The sequence below is a fragment of the Parabacteroides bouchesdurhonensis genome (assembly GCF_900186615.1).
GTDB classification, from domain to species: domain Bacteria; phylum Bacteroidota; class Bacteroidia; order Bacteroidales; family Tannerellaceae; genus Parabacteroides; species Parabacteroides bouchesdurhonensis.
This window is the reverse complement of record NZ_LT896588.1, coordinates 975,086-996,154: the sequence shown is the minus strand read 5'-3', so window position 1 is coordinate 996,154 and position 21,069 is coordinate 975,086. Positions and strand designations below refer to the sequence as shown.

The following is a 21,069-nucleotide window of genomic DNA, read 5'->3' as shown; positions in this document are numbered from 1 at the left end:
TAATGAATTCCACGTTGAAGATTGCTATTGTCGAACCATCTGCCATTATTCGTTGTGGTATGGAGACTGTTTTGCGACAATTGCCGGGGTTACGTACTCAACTTACAGAAATAAGTACTGTAGAAAACTTATTAGAATCGTTGCGAATACACAGGCCGGAATTATTAATTATAAATCCGGCATTATTAGGCTACTCAGGTTTGCAATCTATCAAAGATGAAAGTACATGCTCCGAAATGAAATGTATCGCTTTACTATGTAGTGTTGTCGATCCGCAAATACTTCGTTTTTACGATGATCAGATAGGGTTGTATGATAATATGGCTGAGATCAAGCAAAAATTGGAACGCTTACTGGTTGATGATATACCCGAAGTATCTGAAAATGATGAACAGCAGACGCTAAGTTCTCGGGAAAAAGAGATAGTTATTTGTGTAGTGAAAGGAATGACAAACCGTGAAATTGCAGACCGTCTGTTTCTTTCTACCCATACTGTCATTACACACCGTCGTAATATTGCGCGTAAGCTCCAGATTCATAGTGCCAGCGGTCTTACTATTTATGCTATTGTTAATAAACTGGTAGAATTAAAAGATATCCAGTAAATAACATAATAGAAATGAAAAAGACATCGTTTACAGCAATTCTTCCTTTTACGGAAATTTGTGTAAACGATGCCTTTTTTATTTACTTCACCTTTTAAATCAGGTTTTACATTTTAGCCTTCCATTCATTTATTAATTCTGAAATAGTTTCCTTAACGGATGTGATCCGGCTGGCTCTCCAGGCATTACTGCCTGCAAAAGCATATCCATTTTCAAAATTACCTTTGAATGCGTTATATAAAGCGGTCACAATACAATACGGACTGCGTGATATATCACATGTCTTGATACAATTAAAAGGACAGGCTTTGGGCTGTTTGATCCCTTGTTTTACCTTGTCGAGGAAGTTGCAATGAATAGCCCGGCCCGGCATACCGACCGGACTTTTGATTATTTCAATGTCTTTTTCCTCAGCCTTTATGTAGCTTTCTTTAAAAGCTTCCGAGGCATCGCACTCGTTTGTTGTAACGAAGCGTGTTCCTAACTGAACGCCAGATGCTCCAAGGTCCATCACGCGTTTGATATCTTCACCTGTGTAAATGCCTCCTGCTGCAATTACCGGGATCTTCTTATCGTACTTCTTTTCGAAGTGTGAAACTTCTTCTACCACCTGAGGTAAAAGTTCTTCTAATGAAAAATGTTCGTCTTCCAATTGATTCTCCTTATAGCCAAGGTGTCCGCCGGCTTTAGGGCCTTCCAGCACAACGGCATCGGGGAGATAGTCATAATTGTTTTTCCATTTTTCGCAAATAATACGTATGGCACGTGCACTCGATACGATAGGTACCAATTTTGTTACACTGTCTTTCTTGAGAAACGCAGGAAGGTCCAATGGTAGACCTGCACCGCTAAAAATAATATCCACCTTTTCTGCGATACTGGTTTTCACCAATTCTGCAAAATCGGAGAGAGCAACCATCACATTTACACCGATAATACCTTTTGCTTTCTCACGTGCTTTGCGAATTTCTTCTGCCAGACCGAGATTACCTGCTTCAGTGTAATTGGGAGATAATTTTTTGTATAAAAGTCCGAGACCGGCGGCGGAGATTACGCCGATTCCACCTTCGTTTGCAACGGCTGAGGCTAAGCCGGATAGGGAAATTCCTACGCCCATCCCACCTTGGATAATTGGGATACGGGCTTTAAGATCCCCGATTGTCAATGTCTTCATTAAATAAGATAGTTTGTAAATAACGTTACAAAGGTAGAATAATATCCTATTAAATGCACAAAACAGACCAATATTATTGCACAAAATAATTATGGTTGTGCAGTAGAATCAATTCAGTTTATAAAAGAAAGTCTTTTATACTTATTTTACAGGTATATAGCCTATCTTTTTTACAATGGCTTGTCCTTCGGACGAAAGTACGTAATCTATAAAAGGTTTTACTTTGTTTGCATTCTTTGTTTCGTAGTAATAGAATAATGGGCGTACGATAGGATATGTTTTATTTTTTGCATTTTCCATAGATGGTTCGGTATACGTTTTACCGGCATCATAAGATACATGGACAGGCTTTACATCCTTATTAATGTAGGCAAGTCCTACATAGCCGATAGCCCCTTTTGTTTGGCTTACACTCTGGATAATAGCTCCTGTTGCCGGCATGCTGAGGATACCGTTCATGTAATTTTTATTCTTTAATACATTTTCTTTGAAGAATTCATAAGTTCCGGAAGACGTTTCACGTGAGTAGGCTACTATTTTCATATCGGCGCCACCTACTTCTTTCCAGTTCTTTATTTTTCCGGTAAAGATACCTTCTAGCTGTTCGCGTGTGAGGTTAGATACTTTGTTTGATGGATGTACAACAACGGCTAATGCATCGTAAGCAATTACTACTTCTTTAGGTGCTTTTCCTGCTTCTTGCATGCGAACCTTTTCATCGAATTTTATTTTACGGGAAGACATCGCAATGTCGGTAGTTCCTTCCATTAATGCGGATATTCCAACACCTGATCCTCCGCCGGTTACCGTAACACTCGCCCCTTTGTTTTTATTCATAAAACTTTCGGCTTCGCTTTGGGTTACAGGAAGGCAGGTGTCACTTCCTTTAATCTTTTGAGCAAATACGTTTGTTGTAAACATATAAGCTGCCATAGCAGCCAGAATAATTGTCTTTTTCATCTTTGCGTCTTATTATTTTGTGAATACAAAGTAACGGTAGCCGTATTTCAGCAGGGTGAAACAGGTGTTACAATTGTGTGAAAATAATAAGGGGGAAGAGGCTGTCTGACGGGCTTTTACCTAACTTCGTTTTGGCGTTTACACAGCAAGGGCGTTACCGTTATAACAGTAATGCTCTTACCGTGTACGCCGCAAAGGTCTTACCGTGTACGCCGCAAAGGTCTTACCGTGTACGCGGTAAGAGCATTACTGAATATGCAGTAAAATTCGATTACAATTTATGTATCACTTTCATTAGCTGATCACCCAAACCAATCGTATAGCCCTGGGATACGAATACAACCCGGTTAAACGTGTCGGCTATGATAAAGATGGGCAATGTATTGGATTGCGGCAGCTTCATAGCATCGGCTATTTCCTTCTGGATTGCGTTGTCGATGTCAATGCCGTAAGTGATTGTATTGGGCAATTCTCCGAATTCCTTCGGATCGAAGTTCTTGTAACCCTTTTCGTCCGGGAAAAGCAAAACCATGCCGCGTCCCCATTCTTCCAATTCACTCTTAACGGCTGCTATGTCACGCATGGCATGATTGGTGGGTTCTTGGCGAGCGCCCAGAATAGCTACGACATAATAGCCGCGTCCGGTGGTTGCCAGTACACTTGTTTCTTCACCATTATCGGCTCGGATGAATTTGTCTTCGGAATTGAAGTTGCCTATCACCTGTACTTCATCTTTATTCTCTCGCATTTCCAGTTTGATGGGTGTGGTCTTGCCTTCTTCCACTTTGAAGAAAGTCATTTCAGACAATACACTGCCGTTTGCCATACGCGTTCCGGTAACCAATACATAGTTGCCGGCATCAAGCGTCATCGGCTTCTTGAGCAAAGCGCTCCAGGTATCGCCTGTTCCCATATCGGCTCCATTGCCGGATTCAAAATTCAAGGTTTGCAGTTTGCCGTTCGGTAATACTTTCGCAATCGTGAAATGGCTAAAATATTTCGGGTCTTGCAAAGCTTTGATAGGCGTGTAAGAAGCAACCACTTTACCATATTTAGTATTAACCGGTGCTGCGGCTTCAAAGTCTACATCCACCCATTGTCCTTCTTTATTGTATTGCACTTTACGGGCAACCGGTTCAATGCGAGCCGGAATACCTAAGCTGCGGGCTAAAGCGACAAAGAAAATGTCTCTTGAATTTATATCCGCCACGCGTGCTTTCCATACACCAATCGGCATGATGGATATTCGCTGAGGGTTCAGCGCGTTGTTTATGGAAATACTATCCTTTACCCATTGAACCAATACTTGCGGATCATCCTTTGCTTGTTTTGCAAACGCCGGATCTACATTTGCGGCAAAGAAGCTCTTATACGGCGTAAGGAATTCCAGAGCCACGCGCGGATTCATGATGTATTCTGTATATAGTTCACTATCCGATTGAGGCGTATTATTCAAATGGTCTGCCAATACCGAAGCCGGAGTGTCGCGAACGTCTTTAGAAGAGATGACGCCCAGCAAAGCGATTGCCTGTGCACGCTTATCGGCAGGAGTCTCACGAAGGAACTTCTCTATTTCATTGTAATTGCCACGACTTGCCAGCATATACTTGACGGTCAGGTTGGGGTCTGCTCCTAACTCCTTAGCAAGGGCTTCCGCTTTGTCTTCCGTGTAGAAAGTCGCTACATATTTATTACGGATAGCGTCTTCCTCCAGCAAACGCTTGGCATTCGCTTCTTTTTGTTCTTCGGTTACGTTGGCCGGTATAGAACCGTCTATCGGCGGAACAATATCCAGTGATACCATATCAATGGCATCGCCCGGCATTTTATCCAACTTGATCGTTATACTACCGTCTTTGCCGAAAGAAACTTTGCTATAACCAAACTTGCCGTCTTTACTTGCCCAGACAAGCATGTCTCCTTTGCCGGCAGAAAGAGAGCATTTGCCTTCGGCATCAGTCTGTTTACGTGCAACCGAGTAGAACTCGGCATAATTATATATCTTAAACTCCACCTCTGCATCTTGCACCGGCTTGCCTTCCACGTCGGTAATAATGATTTCGGCTTTAGCCGAAGGGGCATAGTTGTCTATAACATTGATTTCCGTATATCCATCCGTCCGTTCCATAACGTCTTCCGGACCGTTATATTTACCAAACACTTTTGTGTGCATCAACATGCCACGATATGCAGGCCCGTTAAACCAGCCCATATTCAGTATCGGTTCCGGCTCACAAGCTCCCAGGAAATACCATTTCCCGTCTACCCATGCTTCTACCCATGCGTGGTTATCGTCGGTATGCGCCCATCTCGGAGTGTACACCTGACGGGCAGGAATACCTACGGAACGAAGAGCAGCCACCGTAAAAGTAGACTCTTCACCGCAACGTCCGTAAGCCGTCTTGACCGAAGCCAGTGGTGAACTGGTTCGTCCGTCCGACGGTGTGTAAATTACTTTTTCATGACACCAATGATTTACTTCCAGTATAGCGTCATATAAAGACATATCCTTAACGCGGTCTTTCAGTTCGTCATAAAAGATCATGTGGCTGTTATCCAGATTTTCATTGTTAATACGTACCGGAAGAACAAAATGACGGAATATATCTTCCGGAATGCTGTCGCCCCAAGGCATTTCTTTCTGTGCACGGAACGAAGAACGGATATTCTCTAAATAGAAATCACCGTTATAGTCTGTTATATCTCCGATAGGCATGTAAGCATACATGAAGGTAAGCGCCTCTTTTTCTTTCGGAGTCATTTGTTCATTAAATACATCGAACAGATTGCCGTTCGGTAAGGCTGCTTGTTTGGCTTGGAAGTCTTTCTCTACTTCTGCTCTGTAAGCGTTATTGGTAATAAAGTGCTCCTGCTGGTTACAGCTTGTTATTAATAGAAGAGCACACAGTAGTGTAAATAGATGTTTTTTGTTCATAAAGCGAATTATATATGTGGCAAAAGTAGTGATTTAATGCGATATACGGAAAACTCTATACAGAAAAAGCTTGTTAATATTATATAGGAATAATGGAGGATTATAAGTATTTTTGTCTAATAATTGCTTTTTCTCTTTTAGAAAGTTTGCGAACTTTGTAACAAATAATAATAAGTAAATCATATTAGCCTATGTTCCACAATGCCGAAGAGGTATTATTAATAGCCTCAGTCATTTTATTCTTCAGTATTTTTGCAGGAAAGGCCGGTTACCGCTTTGGACTTCCTGCATTGCTCCTGTTCCTGGGAGTCGGGATGTTGTTTGGTAGTGACGGATTAGGGATTCAGTTCAGTAATCCTCATATCGCCCAGTTTATCGGTATGTTGGCATTGAGTATTATACTGTTCTCCGGCGGTATGGACACGAAGTTCTCGGAAGTAAAACCGATTGCTTCTCAAGGTGTAGTGTTGGCTACTGTTGGGGTATTAGCCACTACATTTATTACAGGAGGATTTATTTATTGGCTTTCTGCTTTTATCTCCGGATATGTTTCATTGACATTTCCCGAGTCATTATTATTAGCCGCTGTAATGTCTTCTACCGATTCGGCTTCGGTTTTCTCCATTCTGCGTAGTAAAGGGGTTTATCTGAAACAAAAGTTACGGCCTACTTTGGAACTGGAGAGCGGTAGTAATGACCCGATGGCTTATATGTTGACTTTAATATTGATTTCTTATATTCAAAGTGGCGGCATGAATATTGCCGAAGCTGGTCTCTCTTTGCTAATTCAATTGGTAATAGGCGCTATTGCCGGATATGCGTTCGGGAAAATAGCGGTATATGTAATTAATCACATTGACATTGATAATGCTTCCCTCTATCCTATATTAATTTTGGCAACAGCGTTTCTAACATTCTCGGCAACTACTTTATGCAAAGGCAACGGCTATCTGGCTGTGTATATTGCCGGGCTGGTAGTGGGAAATGCGAAGATTGTACATAAGAAAAGTATCGGTACATTCTTTGACGGTTTCGCTTGGCTATGGCAGATTGTTATGTTCTTGACCTTGGGACTGCTGGTGAATCCTCATGAACTGTTACCTGTTGCCGGCATCGGCTTGACGATAGGTGTTTTCATGATTATAATAGCTCGTCCTGTTAGTGTATTCCTTTGTTTGCTCCCTTATAAAAACTTTGATTTAAAAGGAAAATTGTATATATCATGGGTAGGATTGCGTGGTGCAGTGCCTATCATCTTTGCAACATATCCGTTAATAGCCGGTGTGGAACACGCCGGATTAATATTCAACGTCGTGTTTTTTATAACAATCCTTTCTTTGTTGATTCAAGGAACGACGGTTACTTTGGCTGCCAAATGGCTGGATCAGATAGACGAGCCTGAGAAGAAAGATGAGTTCGGTATTGAATTGCCGGAAGATATAAAAAGTGCAATGAGCGAGATTGATATCACTCCGGCAGTTCTCAATCATGGTAATAAATTAATGGAGCTTACTTTACCCGATCATACTTTGGCGGTAATGGTTAAGCGTAACGGACGCTATTTTATACCAAAAGGCAATACCGAGTTGAAGGAAAACGATAAATTACTGATGATTTCCGACAACGATGAAGCTCTACTCCAGGCATACGAATCTTTAGGCATTCAAGATTATACCATGAAGAAAAATTAAGATTTGTATTATGCCGGCTTTTTAATCTATTTCGTTCTCTACATACGAAACAAAGCCTTAATCTCGTTGTTATATGTGAGGTTATCAGTATATTTGTAACACAAACCAGATTCAGTATGGCAATAAAGAAAGATAAAATCCTTTGGGCAGATGATGAAATTGATTTATTAAAACCGCATATTCTTTTCTTACAGGAGAAAGGATATGATGTAGTTTCTGTAATCAGTGGACAAGATGCAATAGACTGTTGTAAAGAACAGACTTTTGATATTATCTTTCTGGATGAGAACATGCCCGGCCTTACCGGCCTTGAAACGCTTGCCTTTATAAAAGAAATTGATCCGAACGTCCCGGTTGTTATGGTCACTAAAAGTGAGGAAGAAAGTATTATGAACCAGGCTATCGGAAACAAGATTGCCGATTACCTGATAAAACCGGTTAATCCTAATCAACTTCTTTTGTCTATTAAGAAGAATGTACATAAAAATGTAATTATATCGGAAACTACCACCGTTAGCTATCAGCAAGAGTTTGCCCGTATCGGCATGCAAATAAATGATTCGCTGACTACGGACGACTGGATGGAGGTTTATAAAAAACTTGTTTATTGGGAATTGGAGCTTGAAAACAGTCAGGTGCAGATGCTGGATATGCTTCGTATGCAGAAAGAAGACGCTAATAATGCTTTCAGCAAGTTTGTAAAGAAGAACTATACCAAATGGATACAAGAACCGGAAAACCGTCCTTTGATGAGTCCGGACCTGTTCAAGAAAAAGGTATTTCCTTTATTGGATAATGATGAGAAAGTATTTTTTATCCTGATTGATAATTTCCGTTTGGACCAATGGCGCGTGGTAAAGGAACTCTTGTCAGACTATTATACAATAGATGAGAATTTGTATTACAGTATTCTTCCTACTGCCACCCAATATGCGCGAAACTCTATCTTCTCCGGTCTGATGCCTGCGCAAATAGAAAAGATGTTTCCGGAGTTATGGGTGGATGAAGATAGTGAAGAAGGCAAGAACCTGAATGAAGCTCCACTTATCAAGACGCAAATAGAACGTTTCCGCAAAAAATATACTTTCTCTTATAATAAGGTGCACGATTCGCAATATGGAGAGAAATTATTGGGCAATGTAGCTTCTCTTACGCATAACCAGTTGAATGTGATTGTGCTTAATTTTGTAGATATGCTATCGCATGCCCGTACGGAAAATAAGATGATACGTGAATTGGCAGAGAGCGAAGCGGCTTATCGCAGTCTTACTAAATCATGGTTTCAACATTCATCTACTTTAGAACTGTTTAAGCGAATTGCCACAAAAGGTTATAAGGTGATTGTTACGACCGATCACGGAACTATCCGCGTAGATAATCCTATTAAAGTAATAGGAGATAAGAATACCAATACCAATCTTCGTTACAAAGTAGGCAAGAACCTCAATTATAATCCGAAAGACGTATTTGATATACGTGAGCCGGAAAAGGTTGGTTTGCCGTCGCCAAACCTGAGCAGTAAATATATTTTTGCTACCGGCCAGAGCTTCTTCGCCTATCCCAATAACTATAACTACTATGTTTCTTATTATAAAAATACGTTCCAGCATGGAGGAATCTCTATGGAAGAGATGATGATACCTTTTATCACGATGGAACCGAAATAATTAAGAATCAGATAAGCGTAAGCATATATTTTTCAGTTACCTTTGCTGCGGATATATAACAAACTAACAAGAACAATTATATGAATACAATAAAGATTGAAAGTCTGGATACCATTCGTCAGGCTGCAAAGGATTTCATTGCGGCAATGGATGATCGCACCGTATTTGCTTTTTATGGGAAAATGGGTGCGGGTAAAACTACTTTTATCAAGGCTATCTGTGAAGAACTGGGTGTGGAGGATGTGATAAACAGCCCTACTTTTGCAATCATTAATGAATATCGCAGTGAGCAAACGGGTGAACTTATTTATCATTTCGATTTCTATCGAATCAATAAACTGAGTGAAGCCGAAGACATAGGAACGGAAGATTACTTCTATAGCGGCGCCCTTTGTTTTATTGAATGGCCGGAGAAAGTGGACGAACTGCTCCCCGGTGATGTCGTTCCGGTAACAATTAGTGAAGACGAAGACGGTTCACGCACCGTGAAATGGGAATAAGTTTATGGAACCTTCCGAATATTTCATCCTTATTTTATTTATAGTTTTAGGAGCTTTCTCTATTATTGCAGCTGCTTTTAATCTCGATTGGTATTTCCAGACAAGTGGAGCTGCTACCTTTGTAAAAAGGTTTGGTCGCGGAGGCGCACGTGTCTTTTATGTCCTTTTAGGACTGGCATTGATAGCCTGTGGTGTGGCTGGATTCCTTTATTGGTAAATATAAAAGTATAATTTCCTGCAAATTGTATCCTGGCTTTTGCTCTATAATGGCATACAGATGATGTAGATTAAGCAAGTCTGCATCATCTGTGTGTCATTTAGCATTTATACTAACTGGAAATCCAACTGCTTACGTTCCAAATTTGCTTGGGCTACTTTTATAGTGATGGGATCGCCTAAACGATACTGACGCTTTTTACGGCGGCCTATCAGGCAATAGTTCTTTTCGTCGAACTCATAATAATCATCATCCAAATCGCGGATGGGAACAAGGCCTTCGCATTTATTCTCATTCAACTCTACATAAAGTCCCCATTCGGTTACGCCGGAAATAACGCCGTCAAACACCATGCCCAGTTTGTCGCTCATAAACTCAACCTGCTTGTATTTTATTGAGGCGCGTTCGGCATTGGCTGCCACTTGTTCCATTTCCGAACAATGTTCGCAAAGCTCTTCGTATTTGTTTTTTGCTACGCTGCGTCCTCCTTCCATATAACGCTCAAGCAGACGATGTACCATCATATCCGGATACCGGCGGATAGGAGAGGTAAAGTGTGTATAATAATCGAATGCCAGGCCATAATGTCCTACATTGTCTGTAGAATACTTGGCTTTCTGCATGGCACGGATGGCTACCGTTTCAATCAGGTTCTCTTCCGGCTTGCCTTGTACGGAATCAAGTAAGCTATTGATGCCTTTAGATACTTCGCCTTTATTTCCTTCCGTTTTCAGTTTGTAGCCGAAGCGCCGGATAAAGCTGGCGAAGTTCTCCATTTTATTGGGGTCCGGTAACTCATGTATACGATATACAAACGTCTTCTTTGTCTTTCCTTTAGGCGGACGGCCTATAAACTCGGCGACCGTGCGGTTGGCAAGCAACATAAACTCTTCAATCAGCTTATTGGCCTCTTTTGATTCCTTGAAGTAAACGCTTATCGGTTTGCCGTATTCGTCTATTTCAAATTTTACTTCATATCTGTCGAAGTTAATCGCTCCGTTCTTGAAACGTTTCTCACGCAGCTTTTTTGCTAAAGCATTTAATACCAGAATAGCCTCTTTGCAGTCTCCTTCTCCGGTTTCGATAACTTGTTGGGCCTCTTCATAAGCAAAGCGGCGGTCACTCTTGATAACCGTACGGCGGATGCGTGAGTTCTTCACTTCTGCATCTTCGTTTAACTCAAAAATAGCGGAAAAGCAAAGTTTTTCTTCATCCGGACGAAGGGAGCATATTTGGTTGCACAAACGTTCGGGCAGCATGGGTATCGTGCGGTCTACCAGATAAACCGATGTTGCGCGGCTTACCGCTTCTTTGTCTATTATCCCGTCTTGTTTTACATAATGCGTAACATCGGCAATATGAACGCCCACTTCCCAATTACCGTTTTCAAGACGTTGAGCCGAAAGGGCATCGTCAAAGTCTTTCGCGTCTTTAGGGTCTATAGTGAAAGTAAGGACTTTACGGTAGTCTTCACGTTGGGCTATCTCTTCGGGAGAAATAACATCGGGTATTTTATCGGCTGCCTTTTTCACGCTTTCCGGATATTTATAAGGTAAACCGAACTCGGCCAGAATAGCGTGCATTTCTGCTGTGTTTTGTCCTGCAACGCCTAGTATATCGACTACTTCACCTAGCGGGTTTTTGGCATTTTCAGGCCATTCTACGATACGGACGATTGCTTTGTCTCCGTTTTTTCCGCCCTTTAGCTTTTCCTTTGGAATGAAAATATCGTTGGCAAGCGTTTTGTTTTCAGTAATCAAGAAAGCGAAGCTACCTGAGACTTGCAGTTTACCTACGAAAGTGCGCTCTTTTGTCTCCAGCACTTCTACAACTTCACCTTCCGGCTCTGCTCCTTTGCGTTTGGCAAAAAGCTGTACTTTTACTTTGTCTCCGTCCATGGCATGACCGGAGTTACGTTCGGCAACAAATACGGGTGTTCCTCCGTCTTCCGGTATAAATGAATTTTTTCCATTGCTACGGCGTGCAAATGTCCCTATGGCAATCGTGCCTAAATTATTAAGACGGTAGCGTCCGTGGTCTATTTCTGTTATGAAATCTTCGGCGGCCAAATCATACAGGATGTCTACAACTTGTAGCCTTTGTACCTGATTTTCCAGTCCAATGATTTTACTTATTTGCTTATAGTTGAAAGGTTCTTTAGGAGAAGATTGAAAGGCTGAAATGATAGCATGGATCATTGCTTCTTTTTTCATTCGTTTGCCTTTTCTATTGTCTTTCTTTACTTTGTCATTCTTTTTTCCAGACTTATTCTTTGTCATATATTTACAATTAAAAAAAAGATATGTATCTTTTTACATTCGCGTTACTTAGATAATATAACTCTTTTACAAAGTAAATAAATATAATTGATATCCTGTTTACATTTATAATAAATTGTGCTCTGTTTTGTTTCATGCCGGCGGAACAAACGTTTCATGCTGGAGGAACAAGTGTTTCATGCCGGTGGAACAAATGTTTCATGCTGATGGAACAAGTGTTTCATCCCGATGGAACAAAAGTTTCACCGGCTTGAAATAATGTGAAACATTTTAGATTGATAAGAACCGGAGTGGTGGAATGCCTATTCTCTTAATTATGAAAACGATTCGTTGTAACCCCTTTTGCGTTTGGCATACAATGAAAAAGACTGCCGCTTAGAGGATACTCTTTCAGTTCTTCTTCCGATAGTCCGTTGCGGGCTGTCGTAATGTATAATTCATTCATGTTCTTTCCTCCGAATGCACAAGAGGTTACATTCGGGGCGGGAACTTCTACTTTGGCCAACAACTCTCCGGTGTATGGGTTATAGCAATATACTCCGAAACCGCCTTGCAAAGCAATCCATAAATTATCGTTGCTGTCTATTGTCATGCTGTTGGGCGAGCCATATTTGGAAGAGATTGTAATAGCGGTGCCATCATATAGAATATCTCCGTTACTTACATCGTACCGGTAACGGGTAATTCGTCCGGTTGAAGCGTTGTTATGATACATATATTTTTTGTTGGCAGACCATACGATACCATTCGAAATGGAAACATCGGTAAGCTTTGCTGTCACAGTCCCGTCAGATAAAATACAATATAGAGAACTGGCTTTGGACGTCCCTTTCAGGTTTGTTGTACTTACCCAAAGGCGGCCTTCTGGATCACATTCTCCGTTGTTACAGCTCAGAGTTCCGTTTTTATCCGGAATATAGGCAACGGTGGTGATATTCTGGTTATTTAGGTTTATACGGGCAATTTCGTTCTGAAAAGCGACGATTACCGTGGTGTCTGTTTCCGGAACAATGGTTGAAAGCGTCCGGTTAAACTTCCAGGTATTGCAATCTTTCGTTTCCGGAAGATATTCATAAAGAGTTTCTTCCTGCATGTCTATCCAGAAAAGGCTGCGACGGTCAGGATGCCAGATAGAACTTCCGCTTGTGGTGGCATCTATTTCAAAAACTTTCTCGGCTGTGTAAATTTGAGGATGGTCTATACATGAACTACCTGAGAATATAAAAAAAGAAAGTAATAAAAAACATAGTAGATGTCTCATATAAGTAAGTAATGTTTGTATAAGATACTATTGCCTGCCTTGATTTTGTTCTGCAAACATACTAAAACTTATAGTTTTGTTTAACATCGAACGGGCATTATTTATTTACACAATCAATTTATTTATGTAAATTTGCCGTTCAAATTAGAATATGGATGGACATAATAATAAAAGAAGTAACTAAAAAGAGCGAACTTAAGAAGTTTGTTAAGTTCAATATAGATTTATATAAAAACAATCCTTATCACGTACCAGGCTTGATAGAAGAAGAGATGGTTACGTTGGACAAAAAGAAGAATCCGGCTTTTGAGGTTTGTGATGCGATCTATTTTTTAGCTTACAAAGGGGGTAAAATTGTAGGACGTATTGCCGGAATGATAAATAGGCCAAGTAATGAAACTTGGGGACAAAAACGAGCTCGTTTCGGATTTGTAGATTTTATTGATGATGACGAAGTGGTGGATGCCTTGTTTGGTGCGGTAGAAAAATGGGCACGGGAGCAAGGAATGAATGAACTTCACGGACCAATGGGATTTACAGACATGGATCATGAAGGGATGTTGATAGAAGGTTTCGATCAGGTCGGAACAATGGCAACCATTTATAATTATCCTTATTACCCGAAACAAATAGAACGTATCGGATTCAGGAAAGACCAGGATTGGCATGAGTTTAAGATTTATATCCCCGAGGGTGTGCCGGAGAAACATCTGCGTATCGGAGAGATTGTAAAGAAGAAGTATGGGCTAAAGGTGATGAAGTTTAAGAATGCGAAAGAAATCATGCCTTATGCTCGTCCGGTGTTCCATACGTTAAATGCGGCATTTGCTCCTTTATATGGTTTCGCGCCGCTTACAGAGAAACAAATAGATTATTATATCAAAATGTATATCCCGATGCTCCGTTTCGATCTGGTCACTCTTATCGTGAAGGAAGAAGATGACTCGGTAGTGGGCTTTGGAATTTCGTTGCCGAACCTGTCGAAAGCATTACAAAAGGCAAGAGGGCATATGTTCCCGTTTGGATGGATTTATTTGTTAAGGGCATTAAAGAGTAAACCAAAGGTAATAGACTTGTATCTGACCGGCGTACTTCCTGAATATCAAAGCAAAGGTGTGAATGCGTTATTGTTTAATGACTTGATACCCGTATATAAGAAAGTGGGCGCTGTTTATGCGGAAAGTAATCCTGAATTGGAAACAAACAATGCCGTACAAGCCCAATGGGATTATTTTAAAAGGGAACATCATAAATCGAGAAGAGCGTATATTAAAAACTTATAATAATTATGAATGAGCTGAATTCGACAATACAACAACCTACGGAGTATAACGATGACGATATTAAAACCCTGGATTGGATGGAGCATATCCGTCGTCGCCCGGGTATGTATATCGGAAAACTGGGAGACGGAAGTTATGCGGATGATGGTATTTATGTGTTGTTGAAGGAGGTGCTGGATAACTCTATCGATGAATATATGATGGGATATGGTAAAACGATAGAGGTTACTGTAGAAGAAGGCTCTGTGGCTGTTCGTGATTATGGACGCGGAGTTCCTCTAGGAAAGGTGGTTGATGTATCCAGCAAAATGAATACAGGAGCTAAATATGACAGCAAGGCATTTAAAAAGTCTGTAGGATTAAACGGGGTCGGCATAAAAGCGGTGAATGCTTTAAGCAGTTATTTTTTAATTACAAGCTATCGTGACGGTGAATGCAAGCGCGTGGAATATAGCAAGGCGATCATTACCGAAGAATCAGGAATACAACCTACCGATGAACCGAACGGCACGTCTGTCTATTTTATTCCGGACAGGAAGATTTTTACGGACTATCAGTATAAAGATGAGTTCATAGAAAGCCTGATTAAGAATTATGTCTTCCTGAACTCAGGCCTTACTATTATTTATAATGGTAAGAAATTTTATTCCCGTAACGGTTTAGTTGATTTGCTGAACGAAAATATGACAACCGAGCCTTTGTATCCTATTATCCATTTGACCGGTGAGGATATAGAATTGGTTATTACCCATAGTAACCAGTACGGTGAAGAATATTATTCTTTTGTGAACGGGCAGCACACAACACAGGGAGGTACACATCTTTCCGCGTTCCGCGAAGCTGTAGGACGCGTTATTAAAGAATATTATAATAAGAATTTTGAATACTCCGATATTCGTGCGGGCATCGTTGCCGCTATCAGTATCAAAGTGGAAGAGCCTGTGTTTGAAAGTCAGACAAAGACCAAATTAGGCTCTAAGGATATGGGACCGGAAGGCCCTACTGTTGCTAAGTTTATTGGAGATTTTATAAAGAAAGAGCTGGATAATTATCTGCATAAGAATGCCGAAACTTCGGATGCTTTGTTGCATAAGATTCTAGAAGCGGAGAAAGAGCGCAAAGCGATTGCCGGTGTCACCAAATTGGCTCGTGAACGTGCTAAGAAGGCGAATTTGCATAATAGGAAACTCCGGGATTGCCGTATTCATCTTAATGACCCTAAAGGCGACCGCACGGAGGATAGCTGTATTTTCATTACGGAGGGCGATTCGGCAAGCGGTTCTATTACCAAAAGCCGTGACCCGAATTTCCAGGCGGTGTTCAGCCTTCGTGGAAAACCTTTGAATAGTTACGGGCTTACCAAAAAGATTGTTTATGAAAACGAAGAGTTCAATCTGTTACAGGCCGCTTTAAATATAGAAGACGGCTTGGAAGGTTTGCGCTATAATAAAGTGATTATTGCTACCGATGCTGATGTGGACGGCATGCACATCCGCCTGCTTTTAATTACATTCTTTTTGCAATTCTTCCCTGACCTGATAAAGCGGAATCATGTGTATATTTTGCAGACTCCGCTTTTCCGTGTGCGGAATAAGCAGAAGACTTGGTATTGCTATACGGAAGAAGAACGTTTGGCTGCAATTAGAAATGCAGGCAAAAATCCCGAAATTACCCGATTCAAAGGTCTGGGAGAGATATCTCCTGATGAGTTCAGGCATTTTATCGGGAAAGACATACGTTTAGACCCGGTTACCATGAAGAAGGAAGATGCGGTAAAAGAAATGCTTGAGTTCTATATGGGAAAGAATACAATGGAACGGCAGAATTTCATTATAGATAATCTAGTTGTAGAAGAAGATGTCATCAGCTGAAAATAAGCGCATTGCGCTATTCCCCGGAACATTTGATCCTTTCACCATAGGACATCAGTCTTTAGTGGCACGGGGATTATCGTTGGTAGATGAAATAATCATATCTGTTGGCATAAATGATAAGAAGTTGACCTATTTTTCTCTTGAGAAAAGGTTGGAAGCGATTCGTAATTTATATAAGAATGAATCCCGGGTAACTGTAATGTCATATAATTCGTTGACAGTGGACTTTGCTAGCGAAGTAGGTGCGCAATTCATATTACGTGGTATCCGTACGGTGAACGATTTTGAATATGAAAAGACAATTGCCGATGTGAATCGTAAACTTACAGGCATTGAAACTTTTATTCTTTTTACAGAACCGGAACATACGCATATTAGTTCTAGTATTGTACGTGAACTATTGCGATATGGCAAAGATATCTCTCAATTTGTCCCTAAAGAAACAGAATTATATTAATGAATCAGGAAATTATTAAACAAATGAAGCAATTTATATTCTCTCTGCTCATAGCAGCTGTTGTTTTTACTTCTGCCGGAGCTCAAAATGCAAATCAGGAGGCCCGGAAATTATCAATTGCATTATACGCTATCTCTAATTTGTATGTAGATCCGGTAAATGATAGTAAATTGGTGGAAGATGCTATTGTAGGCATGTTGAATAAGCTTGACCCTCATTCCAACTATATGGATCCCGAAGAAACCAAAGAGATGAATGAACCGTTACAAGGCAATTTCGATGGTGTAGGCATCCAGTTTAATATGCTGACAGATACATTGTATGTCATTCAGGTAATTCCCGGCGGCCCTTCTGAGAAAGTTGGATTGATGGCGGGCGACCGTATTATTATGGTGGATGATACCTTGATTGCAGGGGTAAAGATGAAGACGACTGATATTATGAAGCGTCTTCGCGGACCGAAAGGTACTGACGTGCGGGTGAAGGTTCTTCGTGATAAAAATCCGGAATTGATTGAGTTTAAAATTACACGTGGAAAAATCCCCGTATATAGTCTGGATGCTGCATACATGGCAGATAAGAATACCGGTTATATAAAATTGAACCGTTTCGCCGCTTCATCGGCAGATGAGTTTCGCGATGCTCTGGCTAAGCTCAAGAAACAAGGTATGAAGAATCTTATATTGGACTTGCAAGGTAATGGCGGAGGATATCTGAATATCGCAATTGAATTGGCTGATGAGTTCCTTGGCAATAACAAGCTGATTGTTTATACCGAAGGAAACAAACAGGCTCGTGAAGAAGCGAAAGCCTCTGCTCGTGGCGGCTTTGAAGAAGGACGTCTGGTTGTGCTGGTAGATGAGGCTTCTGCTTCTGCCAGTGAAATTGTATCCGGTGCTATTCAGGATTGGGACAGAGGTGTTATCGTTGGACGCCGTACCTTTGGCAAAGGTCTGGTGCAAAAACCTATTCCGCTACCTGATGGCTCTATGATTCGTTTAACCGTTGCCCGCTATTATACACCGACAGGACGTTGTATCCAGAAGCCATACGAGAACGGAAAACTGGAACAATATCACCATGATCTGATAGATCGTTATAACCGTGGGGAATTGATGAGCGCGGACAGTATTCATTTCCCGGATTCAATGAAATATAATACTTTGCTTAATAAGCGAATTGTATATGGAGGTGGAGGCATCATGCCGGATTTGTTTATTCCGGTGGATACGACACGCTACACCGATTACCATCGGAAACTTGTTGCTTCCGGCCTGGTGAATCGTGTTGCTATGAATTATCTGGATCAGAACAGGTCGGAGTTAAATAAACGCTATCATAAGTTCCAACAGTACAAACAAGATTTTGATATTACGGAAGAAATCATGCAAGAGCTTTTAAATATGGCGAAAGAAGAGAATATAGAGTTTAATGAGGAACAGTATAATCGCTCAAAGCCCTTGATTATGCTCCAGATAAAAGCGCTTATCGCAAGAGACTTATATGATATGTCACAATATTTCCAGATTATAAATGATGATAATAACAGTTATCAGGAGGCGCTTCGTATCATTAATGATCCGGATGTGTATAATAAAACACTGACTAAATAGGCAACAATGTATTGGACTCTTTTTATTACATTCGTAAAGATCGGATCATTCACGATAGGCGGTGGTTATGCCATGCTGCCGCTGATCCAGCGTGAGGTTGTGGACAAAGGTTGGCTGTCAAAAGAAGATTTTATAGATATTTTTTCTGTGGCTCAATCTCTTCCCGGCATATTTGCCGTAAATATTTCCATCTTTGTCGGATATAAACTTAAGAAAACCGGAGGCAGCATTGTCTGTGCTTTAGGGTCCATTCTTCCTTCTTTTTTTATTATGTTGCTTATTGCTTTGTTTTTTACGGGAGTGAAAGACAATATCTGGGTAGAGAAGGCTTTTAAGGGGTTGCGTCCGGCAGTAGTAGCTTTAATCGCTGTTCCTTGTCTTACAACAGCCCGTTCCATAAAACTGAGCTATGTGCAGCTTATTATTCCTATTGGAGCAGCTTTACTGATTTGGCTTGCAGGCGTTTCACCTGTATGGATTATTCTGGCTGCTATTATCGGTGGTCTGTATTACGGATTAAAGATTAAAAAGGGTTGATATGATTTGGCTACAGTTATTCTATGTGTACTTGAAAATCGGTATATTCGGTTTTGGTGGAGGATATGCAATGCTTTCGCTGATCCAGTCGGATGTAGTAGACAGATATGGCTGGATTTCATCCCAGGAATTTACTGACATTGTTGCCATTTCACAGATGACTCCCGGCCCTATCGGCATTAACAGCGCTACATATATCGGATATACGGCTATTCATAATGCAGGATATTCGCCGGCCATGAGTATATTGGGATCTTGTCTGACGACATTCGCCGTCTGTTTGCCGTCATTTATTCTGGTATTAATAATATCTTACTTTTTCGCCAAGTTCAGAAACAATAAATATGTATCTGCCGCCTTTCTGGGATTGCGTCCGGCTACTGTCGGCTTGATTGCCGCTGCCGCCTTATTGTTAATGAACCATGAAAACTTCATTGATTATAAGAGCTTCCTTATTTTTGGCGCAGCTTTTCTGCTTACCTGGAAATTTAAAGTAAATCCGATCCTTATGATTCTGCTTGCCGGTGTTGCCGGAATTGTGCTTTATTGGTAGATATCGACAGAAAGCGCCTCTTAATCGGTGAAAGTTACCCTTTCTTCTATTCCATTTTCAAGAGAAAATAGGTGAATGTAGTTTTGCAGTGTACAAAATTGCAAAACGAAGCGTATGAAATCATTCACAATCATATTCATGTCTCTGTTGCTTCTTTCTGCCGGAATGAATGCGCAAGACTTATCCGGAAAATGGACACTCCGCGATTGCCTGAATTACGCCCTTGAACATAATATTCAGGTGAAAAAGAGTAAAGTATCCCATCTTTCCGGAATAGAAGACACAAAACAGGCGAAAGCGCAAATGTTTCCTTCTCTCTCTGCTTCTGTTACTCAAGGATACGTTAATTACCCTTCGTCGGATGCTGTAAGCAATAATAGTTATACCGGAAACTATAGTGTTAATGCAAACTGGACATTGTTTGACGGTGGACGCCGCACGAATGCGGTTAAGCAACAGAAGATACAGAATGAAGTAGATGAACTTACTATTGAACAGAGTGAAGACGACATTCAAATCTCGCTTGTGCAAACTTATATGCAAGTGCTTTATGCAATGGAGGCTATACGCATCAACGAGAACACGGTGGAAGTTTCCAAAGCCCAACGTGACCGTGCGGAAGAGTTATTGAAAGCCGGCTCTATATCACGTGTGGACTTTGCCCAGTTGGAGAGCCAATATAGTACGGATAAGTACCAATTGGTAGTAGCGCAGACCAATCTGGATAATTATAAGTTGCAATTGAAACAATTACTGGAATTAGATATTAATGCAGATATTGAGTTGGCTGCTCCCGAAATAACGGACAAAGAGGTCATGTTTCCATTACCGGAGAAGCAAACCATATATAACACCTCTTTGGCAGTAATGCCGGAAATAAAGAGCAGTCAGTTCGCCATTGATATAGCCGAGCTGGAAAAGAAGAAAGCCCGTGCCGGTTATCTTCCTTCTCTTTCGATGAATGCCGGCATTGGAACCGGGCACTTATCCGGAACAGATTATGCTTTCGGCAGTCAAATCTGGAATAAATTCAATGAAAGTGTAGGACTGACCTTAAGCATTCCTATTTTCAGCAACCGTGAGAATAAAACAGCGTATAATAAAGCAAAGCTTGCCATTACCAGCAGTCAATTGGAATTGCTTAATACGCAAAAAGAACTGTTGAAGACCGTTGAAGGCATTTATCTGGATGCTACATCGGCGCAGAATCAATATACTTCTGCTTCGGAACGCCTTAGATATGTGTCTGAAAGCTATAAGCTAACAGAAGAACAATTCTTTTTGGGGATGAAAAATACAGTAGAATTGTTGACGGAGAAGAACAACTATCTAACGGCTCAACAAGAAGTGCTGCAATCAAAATATATGGCAGTGATGAGTATTCAGCTGTTGAATATTTATCAAAAGAAGCCTGTTGATGATAGTTATTAAAACCACTTATTATCATATACACTCCACTCTCT

At 40.9% G+C, this 21,069-nt stretch carries 17 protein-coding genes; 12 read left to right on the top strand and 5 right to left on the bottom strand.

Annotated elements, in window-relative coordinates; translation table 11 throughout:
* Window positions 1-2: 2 nt before the first annotated feature.
* Window positions 3-605: a response regulator transcription factor gene (locus C1721_RS04345; RefSeq protein WP_102407314.1), complete on the top strand. Its 603-nt coding sequence runs from the start codon at window positions 3-5 to the stop codon at window positions 603-605.
* Between the two features lie 106 nt (window positions 606-711).
* On the opposite strand, the gene C1721_RS04340 is transcribed toward C1721_RS04345, so the two are convergent.
* From C1721_RS04340 to C1721_RS04330, 3 genes are all read right to left on the bottom strand, one after another.
* On the bottom strand, window positions 712-1,779 hold the full coding sequence (locus C1721_RS04340) for an NAD(P)H-dependent flavin oxidoreductase (protein WP_102407313.1): 1,068 nt from the start codon (window positions 1,777-1,779) through the stop codon (window positions 712-714).
* 141 nt (window positions 1,780-1,920) lie between these two features.
* Complete coding sequence (locus tag C1721_RS04335) at window positions 1,921-2,739, bottom strand: phosphate ABC transporter substrate-binding protein (RefSeq protein ID WP_102407312.1); 819 nt, start codon at window positions 2,737-2,739, stop codon at window positions 1,921-1,923.
* Between the two features lie 271 nt (window positions 2,740-3,010).
* Window positions 3,011-5,674: a transglutaminase family protein gene (locus tag C1721_RS04330; protein ID WP_102407311.1), complete on the bottom strand. Its 2,664-nt coding sequence runs from the start codon at window positions 5,672-5,674 to the stop codon at window positions 3,011-3,013.
* Window positions 5,675-5,865: 191 nt separating this feature from the next.
* Between C1721_RS04330 and C1721_RS04325 the strand changes: the two genes are divergently transcribed.
* The 4 genes from C1721_RS04325 (at window position 5,866) to C1721_RS04310 (ending at window position 9,749) form a co-directional block, all read left to right on the top strand.
* Window positions 5,866-7,365, top strand: a complete 1,500-nt coding sequence (locus tag C1721_RS04325; protein ID WP_102407310.1) for a potassium/proton antiporter — start codon at window positions 5,866-5,868, stop codon at window positions 7,363-7,365.
* A 116-nt stretch (window positions 7,366-7,481) separates the two neighbouring features.
* Window positions 7,482-9,032 (top strand): T9SS response regulator signal transducer PorX, encoded by a 1,551-nt coding sequence (gene porX, locus C1721_RS04320; protein ID WP_102407309.1) that lies wholly within the window; start codon window positions 7,482-7,484, stop codon window positions 9,030-9,032.
* Between the two features lie 80 nt (window positions 9,033-9,112).
* On the top strand, window positions 9,113-9,532 hold the full coding sequence (gene tsaE, locus C1721_RS04315) for a tRNA (adenosine(37)-N6)-threonylcarbamoyltransferase complex ATPase subunit type 1 TsaE (RefSeq protein ID WP_102407308.1): 420 nt from the start codon (window positions 9,113-9,115) through the stop codon (window positions 9,530-9,532).
* A gap of 4 nt (window positions 9,533-9,536) precedes the next feature.
* Entirely contained in the window at window positions 9,537-9,749 is a 213-nt protein-coding gene (locus C1721_RS04310; protein WP_102407307.1) for an immunity 17 family protein, read from the top strand.
* Window positions 9,750-9,856: 107 nt separating this feature from the next.
* Here the strand turns inward: C1721_RS04310 and rnr are convergent, their stop codons facing one another.
* Window positions 9,857-12,028, bottom strand: coding sequence for a ribonuclease R (gene rnr / locus C1721_RS04305; protein ID WP_102407306.1), 2,172 nt, complete (start codon window positions 12,026-12,028; stop codon window positions 9,857-9,859).
* A 310-nt stretch (window positions 12,029-12,338) separates the two neighbouring features.
* Window positions 12,339-13,289 carry an SMP-30/gluconolactonase/LRE family protein gene (locus tag C1721_RS04300; protein WP_102407305.1) on the bottom strand — a complete coding sequence of 317 codons (951 nt, stop codon included), beginning with the start codon at window positions 13,287-13,289 and terminating at the stop codon, window positions 12,339-12,341.
* Between the two features lie 155 nt (window positions 13,290-13,444).
* Between C1721_RS04300 and C1721_RS04295 the strand changes: the two genes are divergently transcribed.
* From C1721_RS04295 to C1721_RS04265, 7 genes are all read left to right on the top strand, one after another.
* Window positions 13,445-14,572, top strand: coding sequence for a hypothetical protein (locus C1721_RS04295; protein WP_102407304.1), 1,128 nt, complete (start codon window positions 13,445-13,447; stop codon window positions 14,570-14,572).
* Window positions 14,573-14,577: 5 nt separating this feature from the next.
* Window positions 14,578-16,443, top strand: coding sequence for a DNA topoisomerase IV subunit B (locus C1721_RS04290; protein ID WP_102407303.1), 1,866 nt, complete (start codon window positions 14,578-14,580; stop codon window positions 16,441-16,443).
* Window positions 16,430-16,903, top strand: a complete 474-nt coding sequence (coaD, locus tag C1721_RS04285) for a pantetheine-phosphate adenylyltransferase (protein WP_102407302.1) — start codon at window positions 16,430-16,432, stop codon at window positions 16,901-16,903. The genes C1721_RS04290 and coaD overlap by 14 nt, the downstream gene beginning before the upstream one ends.
* A 23-nt stretch (window positions 16,904-16,926) precedes the next feature.
* Window positions 16,927-18,516 carry a S41 family peptidase gene (locus tag C1721_RS04280; protein ID WP_102409232.1) on the top strand — a complete coding sequence of 530 codons (1,590 nt, stop codon included), beginning with the start codon at window positions 16,927-16,929 and terminating at the stop codon, window positions 18,514-18,516.
* A 6-nt stretch (window positions 18,517-18,522) separates the two neighbouring features.
* Window positions 18,523-19,053, top strand: coding sequence for a chromate transporter (locus C1721_RS04275; RefSeq protein WP_102407301.1), 531 nt, complete (start codon window positions 18,523-18,525; stop codon window positions 19,051-19,053).
* Between the two features lies 1 nt (window position 19,054).
* Window positions 19,055-19,606 (top strand): chromate transporter, encoded by a 552-nt coding sequence (locus tag C1721_RS04270; RefSeq protein ID WP_102407300.1) that lies wholly within the window; start codon window positions 19,055-19,057, stop codon window positions 19,604-19,606.
* A gap of 114 nt (window positions 19,607-19,720) precedes the next feature.
* Window positions 19,721-21,037 (top strand): TolC family protein, encoded by a 1,317-nt coding sequence (locus C1721_RS04265; protein ID WP_102407299.1) that lies wholly within the window; start codon window positions 19,721-19,723, stop codon window positions 21,035-21,037.
* Window positions 21,038-21,069: the final 32 nt, after the last annotated feature.